The organism is Lysobacter xanthus (assembly GCF_047159895.1).
On record NZ_BAAGAB020000011.1, the window covers coordinates 1 to 19116 of the forward strand.

The window sequence follows — 19116 nt, forward strand, 5'->3', positions numbered from 1 at the left end:
ACGCATGTCGTGCAGAACGTGCTCGCGCCGCAGAACGTGCTGCGCGAAGTGGCCGCCGACGTGGCGCCGGGCATCATCCCGCTGACGTACCTCGAGAACGTGCCGAACTCGGACCTCAGCTCCGGCCACGGTACGCATTGCGCGGGCATCACCGGCGGCAGCGGGCAGCGCTCGAACGGCCTCTACCGCGGCGTCGCGCCGGGCGCCTCGCTCGTGGGCTACGGCTCCGGCGCCGTGCTCTTCATCCTCGACGCGGTCGGCGGCCTCGACTACGCGGCCACCAACCAGTTCAGCTACAAGGACACGATCCGCGTCGTCAGCAATTCGTGGGGCAGCAGCGGCCCGTTCGATCCGTCGAACCCGGTCAGCATCGCCACGTACGAGCTGTACAAGCGCGGCATCGTCAGTGTGTTCGCCGCCGGCAACGACGGTCCGGGCGAGGACACGCACAATCCGTATGCGCAGGCGCCGTGGGTGATCTCGGTCGGCGCGGGCGAGAAAGACGGCGTGCTGACGGGCTTCTCCTCGCGTGGCAAACGCGGTGAGACGGGCACGTTCACCATGCCCGACGGCCAGAGCTGGACCTACGTCAACGAGCCGACCATCGTCGGCCCCGGCGTGGACATCATTTCCACCCGCGCCAACACGGGCGCGCTGCCGCCGCTGGCGGCGGAGCAGGATGCGGCGGCCCTCGCGCCCGAGCACCTGCCGTTCTATACGCACATGAGCGGCACCTCGATGGCGACGCCGCACGTGGCCGGCATCGTGGCGCTGATGCTCGAGGCCAACCCGAACCTGACCCCGGCGCAGGTGAAGGACATCCTCAAGCGCACCGCGACCAACATGACGGGCCGCCTGGCGTGGGAAGCCGGCGCCGGCCACGTGAACGCCTACGCGGCCGTCGCCGAGTCGACGAACGTGCGCACCGGCTACGGCGCGACGGTCAACGCGCTGCGCACGTTCAACTCGAACGCGGTGCTGGCGAAGGGCGCCGACCCGAAGCCGTTCTCGCTGTTCTTCTCGCCCGTGGGCCCGGTGGACACGATGGAGTTCGACGTCGCATCCGACGTCGCCTTCGTCAGCGCGCGCGCCACGGTCGACAACACCGTCGCACTCGTGCTCATCGATCCGGACGGCGAGCAGTACGGCTCGTCCATTGCGCTTCCCGCGGCCGGCGACACGGTCACCATCGGCGCGCCCGGCAAGCCGGGCAAGTGGAAGCTCACCGTGCGCGGCATCGGGTCGGTCTCGGGCGTCGCCCTCGATCCGGCGAAGGTCACCAACGGCTACGCGGCCCCGGGTTATGTCGACGGCCAGATCTCGTTCCTCAACTCGGGCGGTTACACGGGCCTGAACGACATCGCGAGCCACCCGGCGCGCCAGGCGATCGAGTTCGCGGTCGCGAACCGCCTGGTCGACGGTTACTCCGACAAGCAGTTCCGCCCGGATGCGGTGCTCAAGCGCATCGAACTCGCGCAGTACCTGGCGATGGGCCAGAACCTGCGCCAGTCGCTGCCCTTCAGCGGCAAGTCGAGCTTCACCGACCTGTCCGCAGGCACGACGGGTTACGCGTTCGCCGAGGCGGCCATCGCCCGAGGCGGCGTGCTCCGCGACCTCGCGCACTCGCAGGACGGCGTGATGGGCACGGTGGGCGGCGCGTTCAAGCCGACCGATTCGGTCACGCGCGTCTCGCTCGCCTATTCGCTCGTGCAGAGCATGGCGCTGCAGTCCGAGGCGCAGGCCTTCAGCGGTACGGTCACGGCGGCCTACGACGGCAAGCGCGTGCCGGTGGCGGATGCGGCCTCGATCCCGGTGGCGCTGCGCGGCTACGTGCAGTACGCGCTCGACCTCGGCCTGATCAACGCGCGCTTCGCGGTGGAACAGGGTCCGTACGACCTGCAGCCCACGCTCAAGGCCTACTTCGATCCGGGCAAGACCGTCACCCGTGCCGCGTTCGCGGTGGCGGCCGGTCGCTACCTCGTGGCCTACCGCGCCGCCGAGGACTGAGCCTTCCCCTGCGCGCGAGCGCCCTGGCGCCCCGGACCTCCGGGGCGCTTTTTTTTGGTCAGCGTGCCGTGCGGGCGAGGCGCTCGGCGTCGCGGATCGCGCGCGTGTCGAGCGGCCGGATCTGCTCGATGCGGCAGGGGATCGCCATCGACGTGCCGAGCGGCAGCACGCGATCGAAGCGCGCGGAAACGGTGCCGCCGTTCTCGGTCAGCTGGATCCCGTGCGCGAACTCGAGGTCGCTGCAGTTGGAGACGTCGAGTAGGTAGGCGCGAGTCGGCGAGAGCCAGACCGCGAGTGCGTCGCGGCCGAGCGGGGTCCACTGAGTCAGGGTGCGCAGGTACGGAAAGCTGCTGACCGGCGGGCCCGCGTGCGCACGGTACAGGGCGAGCTGGTCGGCCTCGCGCGCGGCGGAGTTCGTGGCGCAGCCGGCGAGGCCGGCGGCGAGCAGGGCGGTTGCGGCGAGGAGCGAGCGGTGCATGGCGGACTCCGGACTGATTTCCCGATCTTGCGCCGGCTCCGGCGTGGCTGGTCGTGCAGATCGCCGCCCGTTCAGTCCGCATGCGGCTTGCCAATGTCGCCGACGCCCCCTAACATGCCGCCTCCCACGGGCCCGCCCGTGGCGGTTGGCCGGGTAGCTCAGTTGGTAGAGCAGGGGATTGAAAATCCCCGTGTCGGGGGTTCGATTCCCTCCCCGGCCACCATTGTTCCGCATCGAAAGCCCGCTCACGCGGGCTTTTTCGTTGGTGCGATTTGCCTTGACCCCACCGCCCGCAGGCGGTCGAATGAGGCATCCGCCGCGGAGATCGCCATGAAGCTCTGGTCCATCGACGGCAATCGCCAGAAGCTCGACGGCGGCGCCATGTTCGGCAACGCGCCGCGCGCGCTGTGGTCGCGCTGGGCGGCGCCCGACGAGCAGGGCCGCATCGACCTCGCCTGCCGCGCGCTGCTGGCCTCGCCGCTCGCGGGGAAGACGGTCCTGTTCGAGGCCGGCATCGGCGCCTTCTTCGATCCCGCGCGTCGCGATCGCTTCGGCGTCGTCGAGGACCGCCACGTCCTGCTCGATTCGCTCGAGCGCGCCGGCTTCGCACCGGAGGACATCGACGTGGTCGTGCTGTCGCACCTGCACTTCGACCATGCCGGCGGGCTGCTGTCGAGCTGGCGCGACGGCGTAGCTCCGTCGTTGGTGTTTCCGAACGCCACCTACATCGTCGGCAAGCGGCATTTCGAGCGCGCGCTGGACCCGCATGATCGCGACCGCGCGAGCTTCATTCCGGAACTGCCGGGCCTGCTGCAGGGAACGGGCCGCCTCGAACTGGTCGACGGGCCGCGCTCGGTCACCCTGGGTGATGCCGTGCGCTTCCACTACAGCGACGGCCACACGCCCGGCCTGATGCTCGCCGAGATCGTCGGCGCGCAGGACGGGCATGGCCATGCGCATGGCGGGGTGGTGTTCTGCGCCGACCTCATCCCGGGCCGTCCGTGGGTGCACGTGCCGATCACCATGGGCTACGACCGCAACGCGGAACTGCTCATCGACGAGAAGCGCGCCTTCCTCAACGACATGCTGTCGCGCGACGTCCATCTGTACTTCACCCACGACCCGGCCTGTGCGCTCGCCCGCGTGGTGCGATCCCCCGAGGGCCGTTTCGGCACCGCCAACGAAGTGCCGGCCTTGCAGGCGCGCGCGTTCGCCGCATGAGCTTCGTGCGGGCCGTGGCCGCGTCGCTGCTGGTCGCGGTACTCGGTTTCGCGCCGAGCGCGTCGGCGCAGTCGGCGCCCGAAGGCGAGCCGCAGCCGTCGAACGCGCTCGCCGATCCGGAATTCGGCGTGGGCTCCGGCCAGTTCGGCATGGAACGGCGCGTCGAGATGTTCCAGTGGCGACGCGACGAGTCGGGAGGCTACGCCACGGTCTGGAACGCCGCGCCCATCGATTCCGCCACATTCGACGCACCGCATCGCAATCCCGCGCGGCTGCCGGTCCGCAATCGCCAGTGGTGGGTGCGTAGTGTCTCGCTGGACGGGCGCCCGCTGCCGCTGTCCGTGGTGCGCCTGTTGGGGCAATGGCAGACGCTGCGTCCCGCCTTCTCGCGGCTGCCCGGCGCCATGTCGGGCCGTTTCCAGCCCGAGGGCGACGGGCTCGCCAGCACCGAGAACCCGCTTCGCCCGCAGATCGGCGATGTGCGCATCACTTGGCACGAATTCGCGCTCCCACCGCTGGCCGGCAAGGTCGAACTGCAGGGCGGGGCCTGGCGCCTCAGCCCGAAGGTCGCCGCGGCGCCCGCACCCGCGCGCCCCGCGGTCGACATCGCCGCCGCCACGCGGCAGCCCGCGCTGCGTTTGCGACCCTGGCTGATCGCCATCGCCGCGCTCGCACTCGTAGGCCTGTGGTTCCTCACCCGTGCCATCACCGGAGGCAAGACCTGATGCTGCCCGTTACTTCGATCGTCGCGGGCCTGCACGGCCTGCTGCTGCTCACGCTGCTCTGGCCGATCGTCGCGTTGCGGCGGGGACGCAAGATCGGCCTCGGCGACGGCGGCGATCCGCAATTGCTGCGGCGCATCCGCGTGCATGCCAACTTCATCGAATACGTGCCGTTCGCGCTGCTGTTGCTCGCGCTGCTCGAAGGCACCGGACTCCGGCGCGACGCGGTGGCCGCGCTCGGCGCCGCGCTGCTGCTCGCGCGCGTGCTGCACGCGCTCGGCCTGTCGCGCTCCGGCGGTTATTCGATCGGGCGCTTCTGGGGCACGCTGCTGACGTGGGGGGTGATCCTCACCGCGTCCGTGCTCGCGTTGCTGCGCGGCATCGCGGGCTGGGCGCCGCACTGAGCGGCGCCCCGCGGTCGGTCAGGCCGCCGCGGCCTGCTCGATACGCGGGCCTTCGCGCAGGGCACGGCCGACCATGCCGACCACCATCGCGAGCTCGTCGCTGGTGATGGTGAACGTCGGGGTGAAGCGCAGCGAGTTGACGCCGCCGTGGATCACGCCGATGCCATGCTCGCGCAGCCATTCCTCGGTCGACCCGGCGCCGTAGCACTTGAACTCGGGCGCGAGCTCGCACGAGAAGAGCAGGCCGGTGCCCTGCACCTTGGTGATCAGCCCGCCCATCTCCGCGCGCAGGGCTTCCAGTCGCTCGAGCGCTTCGCGACCGCGTGCGCGGATGTTCTCCTGCACCGCGGGCGTGACCTGCGCGAGCACCGCGCAGGCGACGTCCAGCGCGCGCGGATTGGTCGTCATCGTGTTGCCGTACAGGCCCTTGCGGTAGAGCGCCGCGGTGCGCGCATTCACGGCGAGCACGGACAGCGGGTACTGGCCCGCGTTCAGCGCCTTCGAATAGGTCTCCATGTCCGGCGCGTCGATGCCTTCGAAGCCCGGGTAGTCGACGATGGACAGCACGCCGGAGGCGCGCAGGCCGGCCTGGATCGAGTCGACCAGCAGCAGGCCGCCGTGGCTGCGCGTGAGTTCGCGCGCGGCCTCGTAGAAGGCACGCGGCACGCCGCGGCCCGGATCGCCTTCACCCATGACGGGCTCGAGGAACATCGCCTCGATGAACCAGCCGTTCGCATCCGCGTCGGCGAACGCGCGGCGCAGGGTCTCGACGTCGTACGGCTCCACCGTGATCACCGAATCCTCGCCACGGAAGCTCGCGAGATGCTGCATGTACGTGCGGCGCGACGAGTCGGAATACAGCGCGGGACGCTCGGTGCGGCCGTGGAAGCTGCCCTTCACGACCAGGCGCTTGATCGTGCGGCCCGCGTGGCGGGCGCCCGGATCGGTCATCAGCTTCGCGTTCGCATCCGCGATGCGCGAGGCCAGCGACACCGACTCCGAACCCGAATTGAGGCAGAAGAAGCGCTCGTACGGGCAGCCCTCGCGGCCCACGGCGGCACGCAGCGCGCGGTCGAAGCGCAACTGCGAGACCGACGGCGTCATAACGTTCGCCATCACCTGCGGCTTGGACATCGCCTCGATCACCGCGGCGGGTGCATGGCCGAAGCCGAGCATGCCGTAGCCGCCCGAGTCATGGACCACGGCGCCCTTGAGCGTGACGATCCACGGCCCGCGGGCGGCGAGGGCGACGTACGGGTTGACGGCGTCGTCCGGATAGAAGTTGACGTAGCCCGCCTGCACCGCATGGATCTGCGCCTGCTCGTCGAGGTCCAGCAGGTCCGCGATGTCGCCCTGGATCGACGCGAATTCGGACGCCGCGGCTTCGATGGCCTCCAGCAGTTCCGGGTGCGACGCCGCGAAGCGCTCGACCGTCGCATCGTCGAGGCCGACGGTCCGGCGCTCGCCACCGCGGGCACGCAGGGGTGCGAGGAGGGCGATGGCATGGGCGGCGGACTGGTTCATGGCGGGACTCCGGAAGTCGGTGACGGGAAGCACGTAAAACGCGGGAACAGCGCGGGCGCGGAAGCCCGTGCGAACACGTTTTCCGTTTCCATTCAAATGCTTGCGTCCATGCTACCACGCGCCATTTGCGCCGATAACCCCCGCCACGCCGCTACACTGTGCGGCCCGTTCGCGCCACGACGAACGGTCGCGCCGGTGCGTACGCCTTGAAGAAATCCGATTTCGATTACGAGCTTCCGCAGGAACTGATCGCGCAGGCGCCCCTGCCGGAACGATCGGCGAGCCGACTCCTCGTCGTGCCGCCGGGCGACGGTCCGTTCGAGGACCGCGTCGTGCGCGACCTGCCGTCGCTGCTGCGCGCGGGCGACCTGCTCGTCTTCAACGACACGCGCGTGATCCCCGCGCGCCTGTTCGGCCAGAAGGCATCGGGCGGCCGCGTCGAGATCATGATCGAGCGCCTGCTCGGCGGCGATCGGGCGCGCGCGCAACTCGGCGTGAGCAAGTCCCCCAAGGCCGGCGCGGTCATCGCGCTCGACGCCGGCGGCGAGGCCCACGTGCTCGGTCGCGAGGGCGAGTTCTACCTGCTGCAGTTCGCCGTCGGCGAGCCGCTCGAATCCTGGCTGCTGCACGCCGGGCGCCTGCCGCTGCCGCCGTACATCCAGCGCGAGCCCGGCATCGACGACGCCGAGCGCTACCAGACCGTGTTCGCGCGCGAGGTCGGCGCCGTCGCCGCGCCGACCGCCGGCCTGCACTTCGACGAGGCGCTGCTCGCGCGCCTGGCCGCGATGGGTGTCGAAACCGGCCACGTCACGCTGCACGTCGGTGCGGGCACCTTCCAGCCGGTGCGGGTGGACGACCTCACGCAGCACCAGATGCACAGCGAATGGATCAACGTGGGCGCCGCGCTGGTCGAGAAGATCCGCCGCACGCGGGACGCGGGCGGGCGCGTGATCGGCGTGGGCACGACGGTGGTCCGCGCGCTGGAGAGCGCCACGCGACACGAGCCCGACGGCACCGCCGTGCTCGCGCCGTTCGCCGGCGAGACACAGCTGTTCATCCTGCCCGGCTACCGGATGACGTCCGTGGACGCGATGGTCACCAATTTCCATCTGCCGCAGAGCACGCTGCTGATGATGGTGTCCGCGTTCGCGGGCCGCGACCGGATCCTCGCCGCGTACCGGCACGCGATCGACGCGCGCTACCGTTTCTTCTCGTACGGCGACGCGATGCTGCTGTGGCGCGCGCCGGCGAGCGGACCGCACCGATGACCGTCGACGCATCGCAATGCGTCGCGGCCACGCCCCCGTGGCCCATGCACACGATTTCCGGATTCCAGCACGCATGAGCCGCATGTCCTTCGAACTGCTCGGCACCGACGGCGTGGCCCGTCGCGGCCGGCTGACATTCCCGCGCGGCACCGTCGAGACGCCGGCGTTCATGCCGGTCGGCACCTATGGATCGGTGAAGGGCGTCACGCCCGACCAGGTGCGCGAGCTCGGCGCCGAGATCATCCTCGGCAACACCTTCCATCTCTACCTGCGGCCCGGCCTCGACGTCATCGGCGACCACGGCGGCCTGCACGGCTTCTCGCGCTGGACCGGTCCGATCCTCACGGACTCGGGCGGCTTCCAGGTGTTCTCGCTGGCGCATCGCCGCAAGATCACGGAGGAGGGCGTGACGTTCGCCTCGCCGACCGACGGCGCGAAGGTCTTCCTCGGTCCCGAGGAGTCCATGCGGATCCAGAAGGTGCTCGATTCGGACATCGTGATGATCTTCGACGAGTGCCCGCCAGTGCATAAGGACGGCGTCCCCGTATCGCCGGACGTCATCCGACGCTCGATGGAGCTCTCCCTGCGCTGGGCCGAGCGCAGCAAGCGCGCGCACGAGGGCAACGACGCCGCGCTATTCGGCATCGTGCAGGGCGGCGTGCACCGCGAGCTGCGCACGCGCTCGGCGGACGGGCTGAAGGCGATCGGCTTCGACGGTTACGCCATCGGGGGACTCGCGGTGGGCGAGACCGAGGACGAACGCAATGCGATGCTGGAGCACACCGCGCCACAACTGCCGGAGGACCGGCCGCGCTACCTGATGGGGGTGGGCCGGCCCGAGGACCTCGTCGAGGCGGTCGCACGCGGGGTCGACATGTTCGACTGCGTGATGCCGACGCGGAACGCGCGCAACGGCCACTACTTCACGTCGACCGGCGTGGTGCGCGTGCGCAATGCGAAGTACGAGCGCGACACGCGCCCGATCGAGGAAGGCTGCGACTGCTACGCCTGCCGCAACGGCTACACGCGCAGCTACCTCCGCCACCTCGACCGCTGCAACGAGATGCTGGGCCCGGTGCTGGGCACGCTCCACAACCTCCGGTACTACCAGCGCCTCATGGCCGGGATGCGCGAGGCGATCGCTGGAGGACGGTTCGCGGCGTTCCGGGACGCCTTCTACGCCGCCCGCCGGGACGCGGTCGAAGCCTGAACGGGCGGCCGCCTGCCGGCCGTACCCGGCGCGACGTGAAGCGCATGGCATAATCCCGGGTCGTTTTCGCCGGATTCCGCCATGTCGCTGCTCGACCTCCTGATTCCCGCCGCCCACGCGCAGGCCACGGGCGCCGCCCCCGGCGCCGGCGCCGGCGGCTTCGGCACGCTGCTGTTCCCGCTCCTGCTCGTCGGCGTCATGTACTTCCTGATGATCCGTCCGCAGATGAAGCGCGCGAAGGAGCACCGCGGCATGCTCGAGAAGCTCCAGCGCGGCGACGAGGTGATCGCCGCGGGCGGCCTCGCCGGCACCGTCGCCGACATCGGCGAGAACTTCGTGACCATCGAGATCGCCGACGGCGTGCGCGTTCGCGTGCAGCGCGCGGCGATCGGCAACGTCCTGCCGAAGGGCACCCTGAAGGCGGCTTGAGCCGCGAGCCCTTGAAGGCGGCTCCGGCCGCCCCTAAACGCTATGTACGCGGCGGGGAGCCGCCTGGACTTCGATGCTGACCTACGCGCGCTGGAAATACGCCCTTGCCCTCGTCCTGCTGCTGTTGAGCGCGCTGTACGCGCTGCCCAACGTCTTCCCGCAGGACCCGTCCGTGCAGGTGACCGCCAACCGGGGTGGTGCCATCGACGCCGCGCTGCAGTCGCGCGTCACCGGTCTGCTCACGCAGGCCGGCATCGCGCCGAAGCGGGTCGAGATCAACAAGGGCAACCTGCTGATCCGGTTCGCGCATCCCGACCAGCAGGTCAAGGCCTCGGACGTCCTGCGTGAGCCGCTCGGCAACCAGTACGTCGTCGCGCTGAACCTCGCGTCGACCTCGCCCGAATGGCTGTCGTCGATCGGTGCGAAGCCGATGCTGCTCGGCCTGGATCTGCAGGGCGGCGTGCACTTCATGATGCAGGTCGACCAGAAGGCCGCGATGGACAAGCGCCTCGACGCGCTCGCCGAGGACGTGCGTGTGCAGCTGCGCGACGCCGGCGTCCGGTACGAGTCGGTCGAGCGCCGCGCGGACGGCGCCGTGGTCGCCCAGGTGGCCCCGCAAGACGCGGCGACGGCCAGCCAGCTCATCACGCGGGGCCAGACGACCCTCGATGTCGCCGTTTCCGGCGGCAGCATCGTCGTCAAGATGCTGCCGGCCGAGGCGCAGCGTCTCGCGCTGGAAGCCGTCGAGCAGAACGTCAGCACGCTGCGCAACCGCGTGAACGCGATCGGCGTCGGCGAGCCGATCATCCAGCGCCAGGGCACCGACCGCATCGTCGTCGAGCTGCCGGGCGTGCAGGACACCGCACAGGCCAAGCGCATCATCGGCGCGACCGCCACGCTCGAGTACCGCGCGGTGATCGAAGGCAATGCCTACGACGCCATTTCGAGCGGCAGCGTTCCCCCGGAGGCGAAGGTCTACTACCGGCGCGAGGTCGGCCCGGACGGCAAGCCCGTTCCGATCCTGCTGAGCAAGCGCATCATCGTGGCCGGCGACCAGCTGGTCGGCGCGACGGCGACGACCGATCCGCAGTCGGGCACCCCGGCGGTCAGCGTCCGGCTGAACAGCATCGGCGGCCAGCGCATGTTCGACTTCACCAGCGAGAACGTCGGCAAGCCGATGGCCGTGGTGTACATCGAGCGCGTGCCGGAGGTGAAGACGGTCGACGGCAAGGAAGTGCGCAGCACGCGCATCAACCAGGAAGTCATCTCCGTCGCCAACATCCAGAGCGTGTTCGGCAAGGAATTCCAGACCACGGGCCTGGGCAGCGCGAAGGAGGCGTCGGACCTGTCGCTGCTGCTGCGCTCGGGCTCGCTCGCCGCGCCGATGGACTTCGTGGAAGAGCGCATCGTCGGCCCGAGCCTCGGCCGCCAGAACGTCGAGCGCGGCCTGCAGGCCGTGCTGTACTCGTTCCTCTTCACCCTCGGCTTCTTCCTCATCTACTACCGCGTCTTCGGGATCATCACCTGCCTCGCGCTGCTGATGAACCTGCTGATGGTCGTCGCGCTGCTCTCGCTGTTCGGCGCCACGCTCAGCCTGCCCGGCATGGCCGGCGTTGCGCTCACCGTCGGCATGTCGGTCGACGCGAACGTGCTGATCAACGAACGCATCCGCGAGGAGTTGCGGCTGGGGCTGCCGCCACAGACGGCCATCGCGGAGGGCTACGAGCGCGCGCAGGGCACCATCGCGGACGCCAACCTCACCACGATTCTCGCGGGCCTGGCGCTGTTCGCGTTCGGCACGGGCCCGATCAAGGGCTTCGCGGTCACGCTGATCGTCGGCATCCTGACCTCGATGTACACGGCGACCTCGGTGTCGCGCGCCATCGCGACGCTGATCTACGGCCGTCGCCGCAAGCTGCAGTCGATCGCGATCTAAGGGAAGACATCCATGAAGCCTTTCAATGTTTTCCCGTACGACAGCAACATCGATTTCATGCGCCTGCGCTGGATCTCGCTGACGATCGCCGGCCTGCTGCTGTTCGGCTCGTTCGCCGTGATGCTGTTCAATGCCTTCAACGGCGGGTTCGACCCGGGTCGCACGTTCAACTTCGCGTTGGACTTCACGGGCGGCTCGGTCGTCGAACTACGGTACGACCAGCCGGTCGACACCGATGCGGTGCGCAACCGCCTCGACGGTGCCGGTTTCGGTGGCGCGCAGGTGCAGGGCCTGGGCTCCAGCCGCGAGGTGATGGTGCGCCTGCAGCCGCAGAAGGGCGGGGCGGGCGACAGCGCGCGCGACCGCACCGCCGCCGCCGTCGTGCAGGCCGCGAGCCTGCCGGGCAATGCCGCACATGTGCAGCGCAGCGACTTCGTCGGTCCGCAGGTCGGCAAGGAGCTCGCCTGGAAGTCGCTCTACGCCTTCCTGTTCGTGCTGGTCGGCCTGCTGATCTACATTTCGATGCGCTTCGAGCTGAAGTTCGCGCTGGGCGCCATCATTGCGACGATCCATGACGTCGCGATCGTCGCAGGCTGGTTCGCGCTCACGCGCCACGAGTTCGACCTGACCGTGCTCGCCGGCCTGCTCGCGGTGATGGGCTTCTCGATCAACGACACGATCGTGGTGTTCGACCGCGTGCGCGAGAACTTCCGCAGCATGCGGCTCAGCCCGCGCGAGATCATGAACAAGGCGATCAACCAGACGCTGTCGCGTACGGTCATCGTCTCCTTCGTGGCCTTTCTCTCGATGCTGGCGCTCTACGTCTTCGGCGGTGCGTCGCTCCGCGGCCTGGCGGAAGCGCAGATCATCGGCACGGTCATCGGCACGCTCTCGTCGATCTTCATCGCCTGCCCGCTGCTGCTCTGGTTCGGCGTGTCCAAGCAGGACCTGATGCCGAAGGCGAAGGACGAGGCGGAACTCGCGCGGCGTCCCTGACGTCGCCCGCGCCGCAACGGAAAAAGGCCGCAGCGATGCGGCCTTTTTTCTTGGATGTCGAGAGGCCGGGGTGCGCCCCGGCGACCGGCCTCAGGTCGCGTCGAACGTCGCCGCGTAGCCGGTGTCGACGATGCGCTTCTGCAGCTCGTCGCAGATCTTGATGTTGCCGGCGACCAGCGGCCGGCCGACGAGCCCGCGGTTGTCCATCGGACCGAGCGTGCGACCGCGGTAGTCGACGACCTTGCCGCCAGCCTCGCGCACCAGCAGCACGCCGGCCGCGATGTCCCACGGCTTCAGGCCCGCCTCGAAGTAGGCATCGGCGCGACCCGCGGCCACGTAGGCGAGGTCGAGCGCAGCGGAGCCGGTGCGGCGGACGTCCTCGGCGACGCCCAGCACGGCATCCAGCGTCTTCAGCTGCGCCGAAGCCCGCTCGCGCTCGCGCGGCGGGAAGCCGGTGATGAGCATCGCGCCGTTGAGGTCCTTGCGCTCGGCCACGCGGATGCGCTTGTCGTTGAGCACCGCGCCCGCGCCACGCGTGGCGTGGAAGATCTCGTTGCGCAGCGGGTCGAAAACGAGGCCGTTAATGGGTTCGCCGTTCTCGCACAGCGCGATGGACACGCAGAAATGCGGGATGCCGCGCAGGTAGTTGCTGGTGCCGTCGAGCGGGTCGATGACCCAGGTGTAGCGCGACCGCGGCGCGGAATTCAGCGGGCCGCTCTCTTCGCCGAGGATCGCGTAGTCGGGCGTCGCGCGACGGAATTCCTTGATGATCTCCTTCTCGGCCAGGGCGTCGACTTCGCTCGCGAAGTCCATGCGGCCCTTCTCGACGACGTTCAGCGCGTCGAGCTTGTGCATGTGGCGGAGGAGCACGTTGCCGGCGGCGCGCGCGGCCTTGATCATCAAGGTGATGGCGGGTTTCTGCATGGGATGTCCGGGCGCGCTGGCCGTGGAAAAGAGCGATCCCGCCATCGACGGCGGGTCGTGAAGCTTACCATTGCGGGCATGACTCCCGACTTCATCGCGCTCGGCGCCGACCGCATCCGCATCGTGCTCGTGGGCACGCAGCACCCCGGCAACATCGGCTCCGCCGCCCGTGCCCTCAAGACGATGGGGCTGCGGCGGCTGGTGCTAGTGGCGCCCGAGAAGGCTCCGAACGAGGAATCCCGCGCACTGGCCGCCGGCGCGGACGACGTGCTGGAGGCGGCGGAGCTGCATCCGGACCTCGCCTCCGCGCTCGCGGGCTGCCAGCGGGTGCTCGGCTGTACCGCCCGGAGCCGGCGCGTGGCGCTGCCGGAGCTCAGCCCGCGCGCGGCCGCCGAGGCGGTGGCCGCGCGGCTGCCGGATGGGGACGTGGCGCTGGTCTTCGGCCGCGAGCGCACCGGTCTGACCAACGACGAGCTGCATCTCTGCCACGACGCGGTGCACATCCCCGCGGACCCGACCTACAGCTCGCTCAACCTCGCCGCGGCCGTGCAGGTGCTGGCCTACGAGGTCCGCATCGCACTGCTGGGCCATGCCGAGGCAGCCCCGGCGGCCGAGCCGCGGGACACCCCGGCCTCGCACGAGCAGCTCGAGGGCTTCTACGCCCAGCTGGCCGAGACGCTCGACGCGATCGACTTCCACAAGGGCCGGACCCCCGACAGCGCCATGCGCAAGTTGCGCCGCATCTTCAGCCGGTCCGAGCTCGACGAGCGGGAGGTCCGGCTGCTTCGCGGGGTGCTCGCCGACGCGCAGCGGATGGCCCGCATCGCCGGCGCGCCGGGCGCCGCGCCGTAGTCGCCCGCGGGCGTCCGGCCGTGTGATCGCCGTGGCGCGGAGCGCGATGCCCGTCCCAATTCGACCCGGATTCGATTAGGCTGGCGCGGGGAGTCTTCCGGTCTCAGTCGTGTTCCAGCGCGTCCTCCGTTTCTGCTGCCTGCTGCTGGCCCTGGCCGCACCGGATGCGCTCCGCGCCGCCGACGGCGCGGCGTCCGGCGTGCTGGTGCTCGGGCGCATCAGCGACGACCCCGCGGCGCACTACGACCAGCTCAAGCCGCTGCTCGACTACGTCGTGCCGCGCATGGCCGACCTCGGCATCCGCGAGGGCCGCATCCTGATGGCCCGCGATCCGCAGCAGATGGCGAGCTACATGCGCCGTGGCCGCGTCGACTGGGTCACCGAGACCGCCGGAACCGCGATGCTGCTGCGCCAGCGCGCCGGGGCAACGCCGCTGCTTCTGACCGAGCGCGACGGCGTGAGCCGCTATCGCAGCGTCTTCTTCGCCCGCCGCGATCGGGGCCTGTCGTCGCTGGACGACCTCGCCGGACGTCGCATCGCCTTCCAGCGCCCGTCGTCGACGAGCGCCTACTACGTGCCGGCGGGCCTGCTGCTCGACCGCGGCATGCACCTCGAGATCCTGCTGTCCCCCGACGACCAGCCGAGCCGCGGCGCCATCGGCTACCTGTTCGCCCGCTCCGAACTCAACATCGCGACGTGGGTGCACAAGGGGCTCGTCGATGCCGGCGTGATGAGCAACGTCGACTGGGAGAACCCGCAGCGCGTGCCGACCACCTTCCGCCGCGACTTCGTGCTGATCGGACAGACGCCCGAATACCCGCGCGCCATCGAGGTGGTGCGGGGCGACCTCGACGCGCGCATCGCCGCGCGGCTCCGGGACGTGCTGCTGCAGGCGTCCAGCGATCCGGCCGCGCGCGAGGCGCTGCTCGCCTTCTTCGGCACGACGCGCTTCCTGCCGCTGGATGCCGCCGCCGAAGCGTCGCTGGCGGGCATCGGCCGGGGCGTGACGCGCATCAAGGCGTCGGTCGAATGAAGGTGCGGATCGGCCTCCAGGCACAGTTCTTCGCCATGGTGGGCTTCGCGATCCTCGCCGCCAGCGCGCTGATGGTGCTGTTCTGGATGCGCCAGCAGGAGGTGCAGAAGACCGTCGAGTCGATGTCCCGCCAGGCGACCAGCGAGGTGCTCGACGCGAACCTGCGCCGTCGCGCCGAGGGCACCGCCGGCCAGCTCGCGAAGGAGCTGGTGAATCCGCTCTACTACTTCGACCTGGATGCGGTCGGCGACCTCGCCAAGAGCACGCTGCGGCAGCCGGGCGTGCGCTACGTGCTCGTCTTCGACGCCGACGGCAACATCCTGCACGACGGCACGCCGGACATCCCGACCTACGGCCGGCGCATGGACGACGACCTCGCCTACGAAGCGATCGGCGCGCGCGAGGTGCATACCCAGATGTCGGGCGATCTCCTCGACGTCGCCGCGCCCGTGCTGATCGGCGGTTCGCGCCTCGGCGGCGTGCGCGTGGGCTTCGGCCGGAACGAAGGCCGCGACTTCCAGCAGGCGGCCATGGCGGACCTGCGCGGCCGCATCGCCGAGGCCGGCCACCGCCAGCTTCTGGCGATCGTGCTGCTCAGCGCCGCACTGCTCGCGCTCGGTGGCGTCCTGCTCGCGGTCATCCAGCGCACGATGGTGCGGCCCATCAGCGACCTCGCCGATTCCGCGCGCGAGATCGAATCCGGACGCTTCGATGTCGAGATGCCGGTCAGCCGGCGCCAGGACGAGCTCGGGGACCTCGTCCGCGCGTTCGGGCGCATGGGCCAGAGCGTCGCGCGGCACGACCGCGAGATCCGGCGCATGGCCTACACCGATGCGCTGACGGGCCTGTCGAATCGGCTGGCCTTCCGCGAGATGCTCGATGCCCGCCTGCTCCAGCTCAACGGAGCAGGGCGGCAACTGGCGCTGCTGTTCGCCGATGCCGACGACTTCAAGCGCATCAACGACACCCTGGGGCACGACGCGGGCGACGAAGTGCTGCTGCAGTTCGCGCACCGGATTTCGTCCGCGGTCGACAGCATCGGCGGTGCCGATGCGCGCGTTGCAAGATTCGGTGGCGACGAGTTCGTCATCCTGGTCGAGGACGGCGAAGTGCGCGGCACCGCCACGCGACTGGCCGAGCGACTCGTCGCCGTGCTGTCGGAGCCGCTGGTGGTGCAGGGCCGGCAGGTGTTCCTCGGCACGTCGGTGGGCGTCACGCTGTTCCCGGACGACGCCGACGGGGCGACCGCGCTGCTGAAGAACGGCGACATCGCGATGTACCAGGCGAAGGTCGCGGGCAAGAGCTGCTACCGCTTCTACAGCCGTGCGATGAACGAGGCGGTCGAACGACGCGTGCACCTCGAGAACGAGTTGCGCGGCGCCTGGGATCGCGGCGAGCTGAGGCTGGTCTACCAGCCGGTGTATCGGCTCGTCGACCACCAGCTCGTCGGCGCCGAGGCGCTGCTGCGCTGGAAGCACCACGAACAGGGGGTCATCGCGCCGTCGGTGTTCATCGACGTCGCCGAGCAGAGCGGCCTCATCGAGACGATCGGGCCCCAGGTGATGCGCGCGGCCTGCGGCGATGCCGTGCGCTGGGCGAACGGGCGCGGAGGCGCCGGGGCACCGCTGTTCGTGTCGGTCAACGTGTCGCCCCGCCAGCTGCGCAGCGGCGACCTCGCGCGGATGGTCGAAGCCAGCCTGCGCGACGCGGGCCTGTCGCCCGACCGGCTGCACATCGAGCTCACCGAGACCGCGGTGATCTCCGACGAGACGCACGCCAGCCAGCTCCTCACGCGTCTGCGCTCGCTGGGCGTCAAGGTCTGGCTCGACGACTTCGGCACGGGCTTCTCCGGGCTCAGCCACCTGCGTCGCGTGCCGGTGGATGGCGTCAAGATCGACCGCAGCTTCGTCGCCGACGTGCTCCGCGATCCCGACGACCTCGCGCTCACCACCGCCATCATCGCGATGGCGCATTCGCTCGGCATCACCGTCGTCGCCGAAGGCGTCGAGAAAGAGGGGCAATACGCGCTGTTGCGCGAGCGCCGCTGCGACCTCGCCCAAGGCTTCTGGCTCGGCCATCCGCTCGAGGCGGAGGATTTCGAGGCGCTCGCCGCCGGGACCGTCGCGGCCTGATCAGACGTATCGCGCGATCGCGTGGGCAATGCTGCCCGACAGCAGCCCGAACGTGATCGCCGCCGCGATGCCGCCGACCCACGCCGCCGCCATCAGCAGGCCGTCGCGTTCCAGGAACGCGAGCGCGAAGAGCAGCACGAGCACCCCGAACAGGTAGTTGGTGAACGGGATCGGCAGCGTCAGCATGGCGCCGACGAGCAGCACCAGCAGCCCGGTGAATACCTCGGCGACCGGGTGGTCGAGCAGCACGCCCGCGCGCGGGCGCACGACGCGCTCCAGGCGCCCGAGCCACGGCGATATGCGGTCGCGCAGCTTCGCAAGCGTGCGCCGTTTCGGCCCTCGACGGCCGATCGCGGCCGGCAGCCACGGCTGTGGCATGCGCACGAGAAGCTGCACGCCGACCAGCATCACCAGTGGGCCGCTCAGGCCGCCAGCGAGCCCCGGAACCGGAATGAAGGCGGGGCCGGCCGCGGCCAGCAGGAGCATGCCGAAGGCGCTGTCGCCGAGGCCGCGGAACAGGCCGGCGAGCGGTTGCACCTCGTCCGGATCGCCTTCGGCGAGTGCATCGAGCAGGGCGCGCGCGCCGTGGACGCGGCCGCGCTCAGCCGGTCCCGTCATCGTCGTTCCCATCCTGGGTCGGCACCTGCTGCAGCAGCAGCTTGTCGACGCGGGGGCCGTCGAGGTCCACGACTTCGATGCGCCAGTCGTTCCAGTCGACGTGCTCGCCCGCGTGGGGGATACGGCCGAACTGGGCGATCACCATGCCCGCGGCCGTGTGGAAGTCGTGCTCGTCCTCGCCGGGCAGGTGGCTCACGCCCATCAGCTCGCGCAACTCCTCGACGCCGAGCGAGCCGTCGACGAGCAGCGAGCCGTCGTCGCGCACCACGACGCCGGTGGGACTGTCGTCGTTGTCGCTTTGGATGCGGCCGATCACCGCGCCCATGAGGTCGTTGACGGTGACCAGCCCGGTCACGTCGCCGTACTCGTCGACCACGAGCGCGAGGGACTGCTGCTCCTCGCGGAAGATCTCGAGCAGTTTCAGCGCCGGGGTGGATTCGGACACGAACAACGGCTCGCGCAACTCGGAGAACAGGTCGGGCACCGTGCCGCGGCCGAACGCACGCAGGAGGGTCTTGGCTTCGAGAACGCCCACCACGTCCTGGTCGCTGCCCCGGTAGACCGGGAAACGCGAGAACGGCGAGGCGTGCAGCATTTCGAGGTTTTCCGCGGGCTCGGCGGCGGCGTCGAGCCAGGCGATGCGGGTCCGCGGCGTCATGAGGCCCTCGGTGGTGCGGTCGCCGAGGCTCAGCACGCGGTTCATCATCTTGCGCTCGTCGGCGTCGATGACACCCTGCTCGTGGCCTTCGCTCACCAGCATTCGGATCTCTTCTTCGGTCACCGCCTCGCCGGAGTCCTTGCCGAGTCCGAGCAGCCGCAACAGCAGCCGCGTGGACGTCGACAGCAGCACCACGAACGGCTTGGCGATCTTCGCGAAGAAGTCCATCGGGTACGCGACGAGCGCGGCGATGGCCTCCGGCCGCAGCGTGCCGATGCGCTTGGGCACGAGCTCGCCGATGAGGCCGAAGAAGAACAGCACGACGAGGAAGCCGGTCACGCGGCCGATGTAGGTGGCGTACGGCGCCAGCGCGGGCATGTCGCGCAGCGGCTCGGCGATCTTTTCGCCCATCGATTCGCCGCCGAAGTAGCCGGTGAGCAGGCTGAGCAGCGTGATCCACAGCTGGACGGCGGAAAGGAAGCTCTCCGGGGCCTCCGACAGCTCGAGCGCCTTGCGTGCGCGGGTGCTCGACGCCGCCATCTGGCGCAGGCGCGACTTGCGCGAGGTCATCACCGCCATCTCCGACATCGCGAAGAAGGCGTTGAAGACCACGAGGACGAAGACGATCAGCAGGTCGCGCACGGAATCGGTTCCAGGCGCGGGGCTCGCGCGTTCGGGCAGGCGCGGCCGTGCCGGGGAAGGGC

At 70.1% G+C, this 19116-nt stretch carries 17 protein-coding genes and 1 tRNA gene; 13 read left to right on the forward strand and 5 right to left on the reverse strand.

Features of this window, described 5'->3' with window-relative positions; all coding sequences use genetic code 11:
• A partial coding sequence (locus tag ACY35P_RS05095; protein WP_462114748.1) for a S8 family serine peptidase occupies positions 1–2007 on the forward strand: 2007 nt, incomplete at its 5' end.
• 58 nt (positions 2008–2065) lie between these two features.
• Here the strand turns inward: ACY35P_RS05095 and ACY35P_RS05100 are convergent.
• Complete coding sequence (locus ACY35P_RS05100) at positions 2066–2485, reverse strand: DUF6491 family protein (RefSeq protein ID WP_462114749.1); 420 nt, start codon at positions 2483–2485, stop codon at positions 2066–2068.
• 147 nt (positions 2486–2632) lie between these two features.
• Between ACY35P_RS05100 and ACY35P_RS05105 the strand changes: the two genes are divergently transcribed.
• From ACY35P_RS05105 to ACY35P_RS05120, 4 genes are all read left to right on the forward strand, one after another.
• A tRNA-Phe gene (locus ACY35P_RS05105) sits at positions 2633–2708 on the forward strand.
• A gap of 107 nt (positions 2709–2815) precedes the next feature.
• Positions 2816–3706 (forward strand): MBL fold metallo-hydrolase, encoded by an 891-nt coding sequence (locus ACY35P_RS05110; RefSeq protein WP_462114750.1) that lies wholly within the window; start codon positions 2816–2818, stop codon positions 3704–3706.
• Complete coding sequence (locus tag ACY35P_RS05115) at positions 3703–4431, forward strand: TMEM43 family protein (RefSeq protein WP_462114751.1); 729 nt, start codon at positions 3703–3705, stop codon at positions 4429–4431. Before ACY35P_RS05110 ends, ACY35P_RS05115 begins: the two co-directional genes overlap by 4 nt.
• Positions 4431–4832: an MAPEG family protein gene (locus tag ACY35P_RS05120; RefSeq protein WP_462114752.1), complete on the forward strand. Its 402-nt coding sequence runs from the start codon at positions 4431–4433 to the stop codon at positions 4830–4832. Before ACY35P_RS05115 ends, ACY35P_RS05120 begins: the two co-directional genes overlap by 1 nt.
• Positions 4833–4850: 18 nt before the next feature.
• Here the strand turns inward: ACY35P_RS05120 and ACY35P_RS05125 are convergent, their stop codons facing one another.
• Entirely contained in the window at positions 4851–6356 is a 1506-nt protein-coding gene (locus tag ACY35P_RS05125; RefSeq protein ID WP_462114753.1) for an aminotransferase class III-fold pyridoxal phosphate-dependent enzyme, read from the reverse strand.
• Positions 6357–6562: 206 nt separating this feature from the next.
• Here ACY35P_RS05125 and queA point away from each other — a divergent pair, with 206 nt between their 5' ends.
• From queA to secF, 5 genes are all read left to right on the forward strand, one after another.
• Positions 6563–7624: a tRNA preQ1(34) S-adenosylmethionine ribosyltransferase-isomerase QueA gene (queA, locus tag ACY35P_RS05130; RefSeq protein WP_462114754.1), complete on the forward strand. Its 1062-nt coding sequence runs from the start codon at positions 6563–6565 to the stop codon at positions 7622–7624.
• A 73-nt stretch (positions 7625–7697) separates the two neighbouring features.
• On the forward strand, positions 7698–8834 hold the full coding sequence (tgt, locus tag ACY35P_RS05135; protein WP_462114755.1) for a tRNA guanosine(34) transglycosylase Tgt: 1137 nt from the start codon (positions 7698–7700) through the stop codon (positions 8832–8834).
• Positions 8835–8915: 81 nt separating this feature from the next.
• Positions 8916–9263 (forward strand): preprotein translocase subunit YajC, encoded by a 348-nt coding sequence (gene yajC / locus ACY35P_RS05140; protein WP_462114756.1) that lies wholly within the window; start codon positions 8916–8918, stop codon positions 9261–9263.
• A gap of 73 nt (positions 9264–9336) precedes the next feature.
• A complete protein-coding gene (secD, locus tag ACY35P_RS05145; RefSeq protein WP_462114757.1) occupies positions 9337–11199 on the forward strand; it encodes a protein translocase subunit SecD in 1863 nt (620 codons plus the stop codon).
• 12 nt (positions 11200–11211) lie between these two features.
• On the forward strand, positions 11212–12195 hold the full coding sequence (secF, locus tag ACY35P_RS05150; protein ID WP_462114758.1) for a protein translocase subunit SecF: 984 nt from the start codon (positions 11212–11214) through the stop codon (positions 12193–12195).
• Between the two features lie 90 nt (positions 12196–12285).
• Here the strand turns inward: secF and ACY35P_RS05155 are convergent, their stop codons facing one another.
• Positions 12286–13119, reverse strand: a complete 834-nt coding sequence (locus ACY35P_RS05155) for an inositol monophosphatase family protein (protein ID WP_462114759.1) — start codon at positions 13117–13119, stop codon at positions 12286–12288.
• 78 nt (positions 13120–13197) lie between these two features.
• Here ACY35P_RS05155 and ACY35P_RS05160 point away from each other — a divergent pair, with 78 nt between their 5' ends.
• From ACY35P_RS05160 to ACY35P_RS05170, 3 genes are all read left to right on the forward strand, one after another.
• The gene (locus ACY35P_RS05160; protein ID WP_462114795.1) at positions 13198–13971 is read left to right on the forward strand and encodes an RNA methyltransferase; all 774 of its coding nucleotides are present in this window, start codon (positions 13198–13200) and stop codon (positions 13969–13971) included.
• Positions 13972–14080: 109 nt separating this feature from the next.
• Complete coding sequence (locus ACY35P_RS05165; protein WP_462114760.1) at positions 14081–15004, forward strand: phosphate/phosphite/phosphonate ABC transporter substrate-binding protein; 924 nt, start codon at positions 14081–14083, stop codon at positions 15002–15004.
• Complete coding sequence (locus ACY35P_RS05170; RefSeq protein ID WP_462114761.1) at positions 15001–17136, forward strand: putative bifunctional diguanylate cyclase/phosphodiesterase; 2136 nt, start codon at positions 15001–15003, stop codon at positions 17134–17136. The genes ACY35P_RS05165 and ACY35P_RS05170 overlap by 4 nt, the downstream gene beginning before the upstream one ends.
• On the opposite strand, the gene ACY35P_RS05175 is transcribed toward ACY35P_RS05170, so the two are convergent.
• Both ACY35P_RS05175 and ACY35P_RS05180 read right to left on the reverse strand, forming a co-directional pair.
• Positions 17137–17754, reverse strand: coding sequence for an exopolysaccharide biosynthesis protein (locus ACY35P_RS05175; RefSeq protein ID WP_462114762.1), 618 nt, complete (start codon positions 17752–17754; stop codon positions 17137–17139).
• The gene (locus ACY35P_RS05180; protein ID WP_462114763.1) at positions 17738–19054 is read right to left on the reverse strand and encodes a hemolysin family protein; all 1317 of its coding nucleotides are present in this window, start codon (positions 19052–19054) and stop codon (positions 17738–17740) included. The genes ACY35P_RS05175 and ACY35P_RS05180 overlap by 17 nt, the downstream gene beginning before the upstream one ends.
• Positions 19055–19116 lie beyond the last annotated feature (62 nt).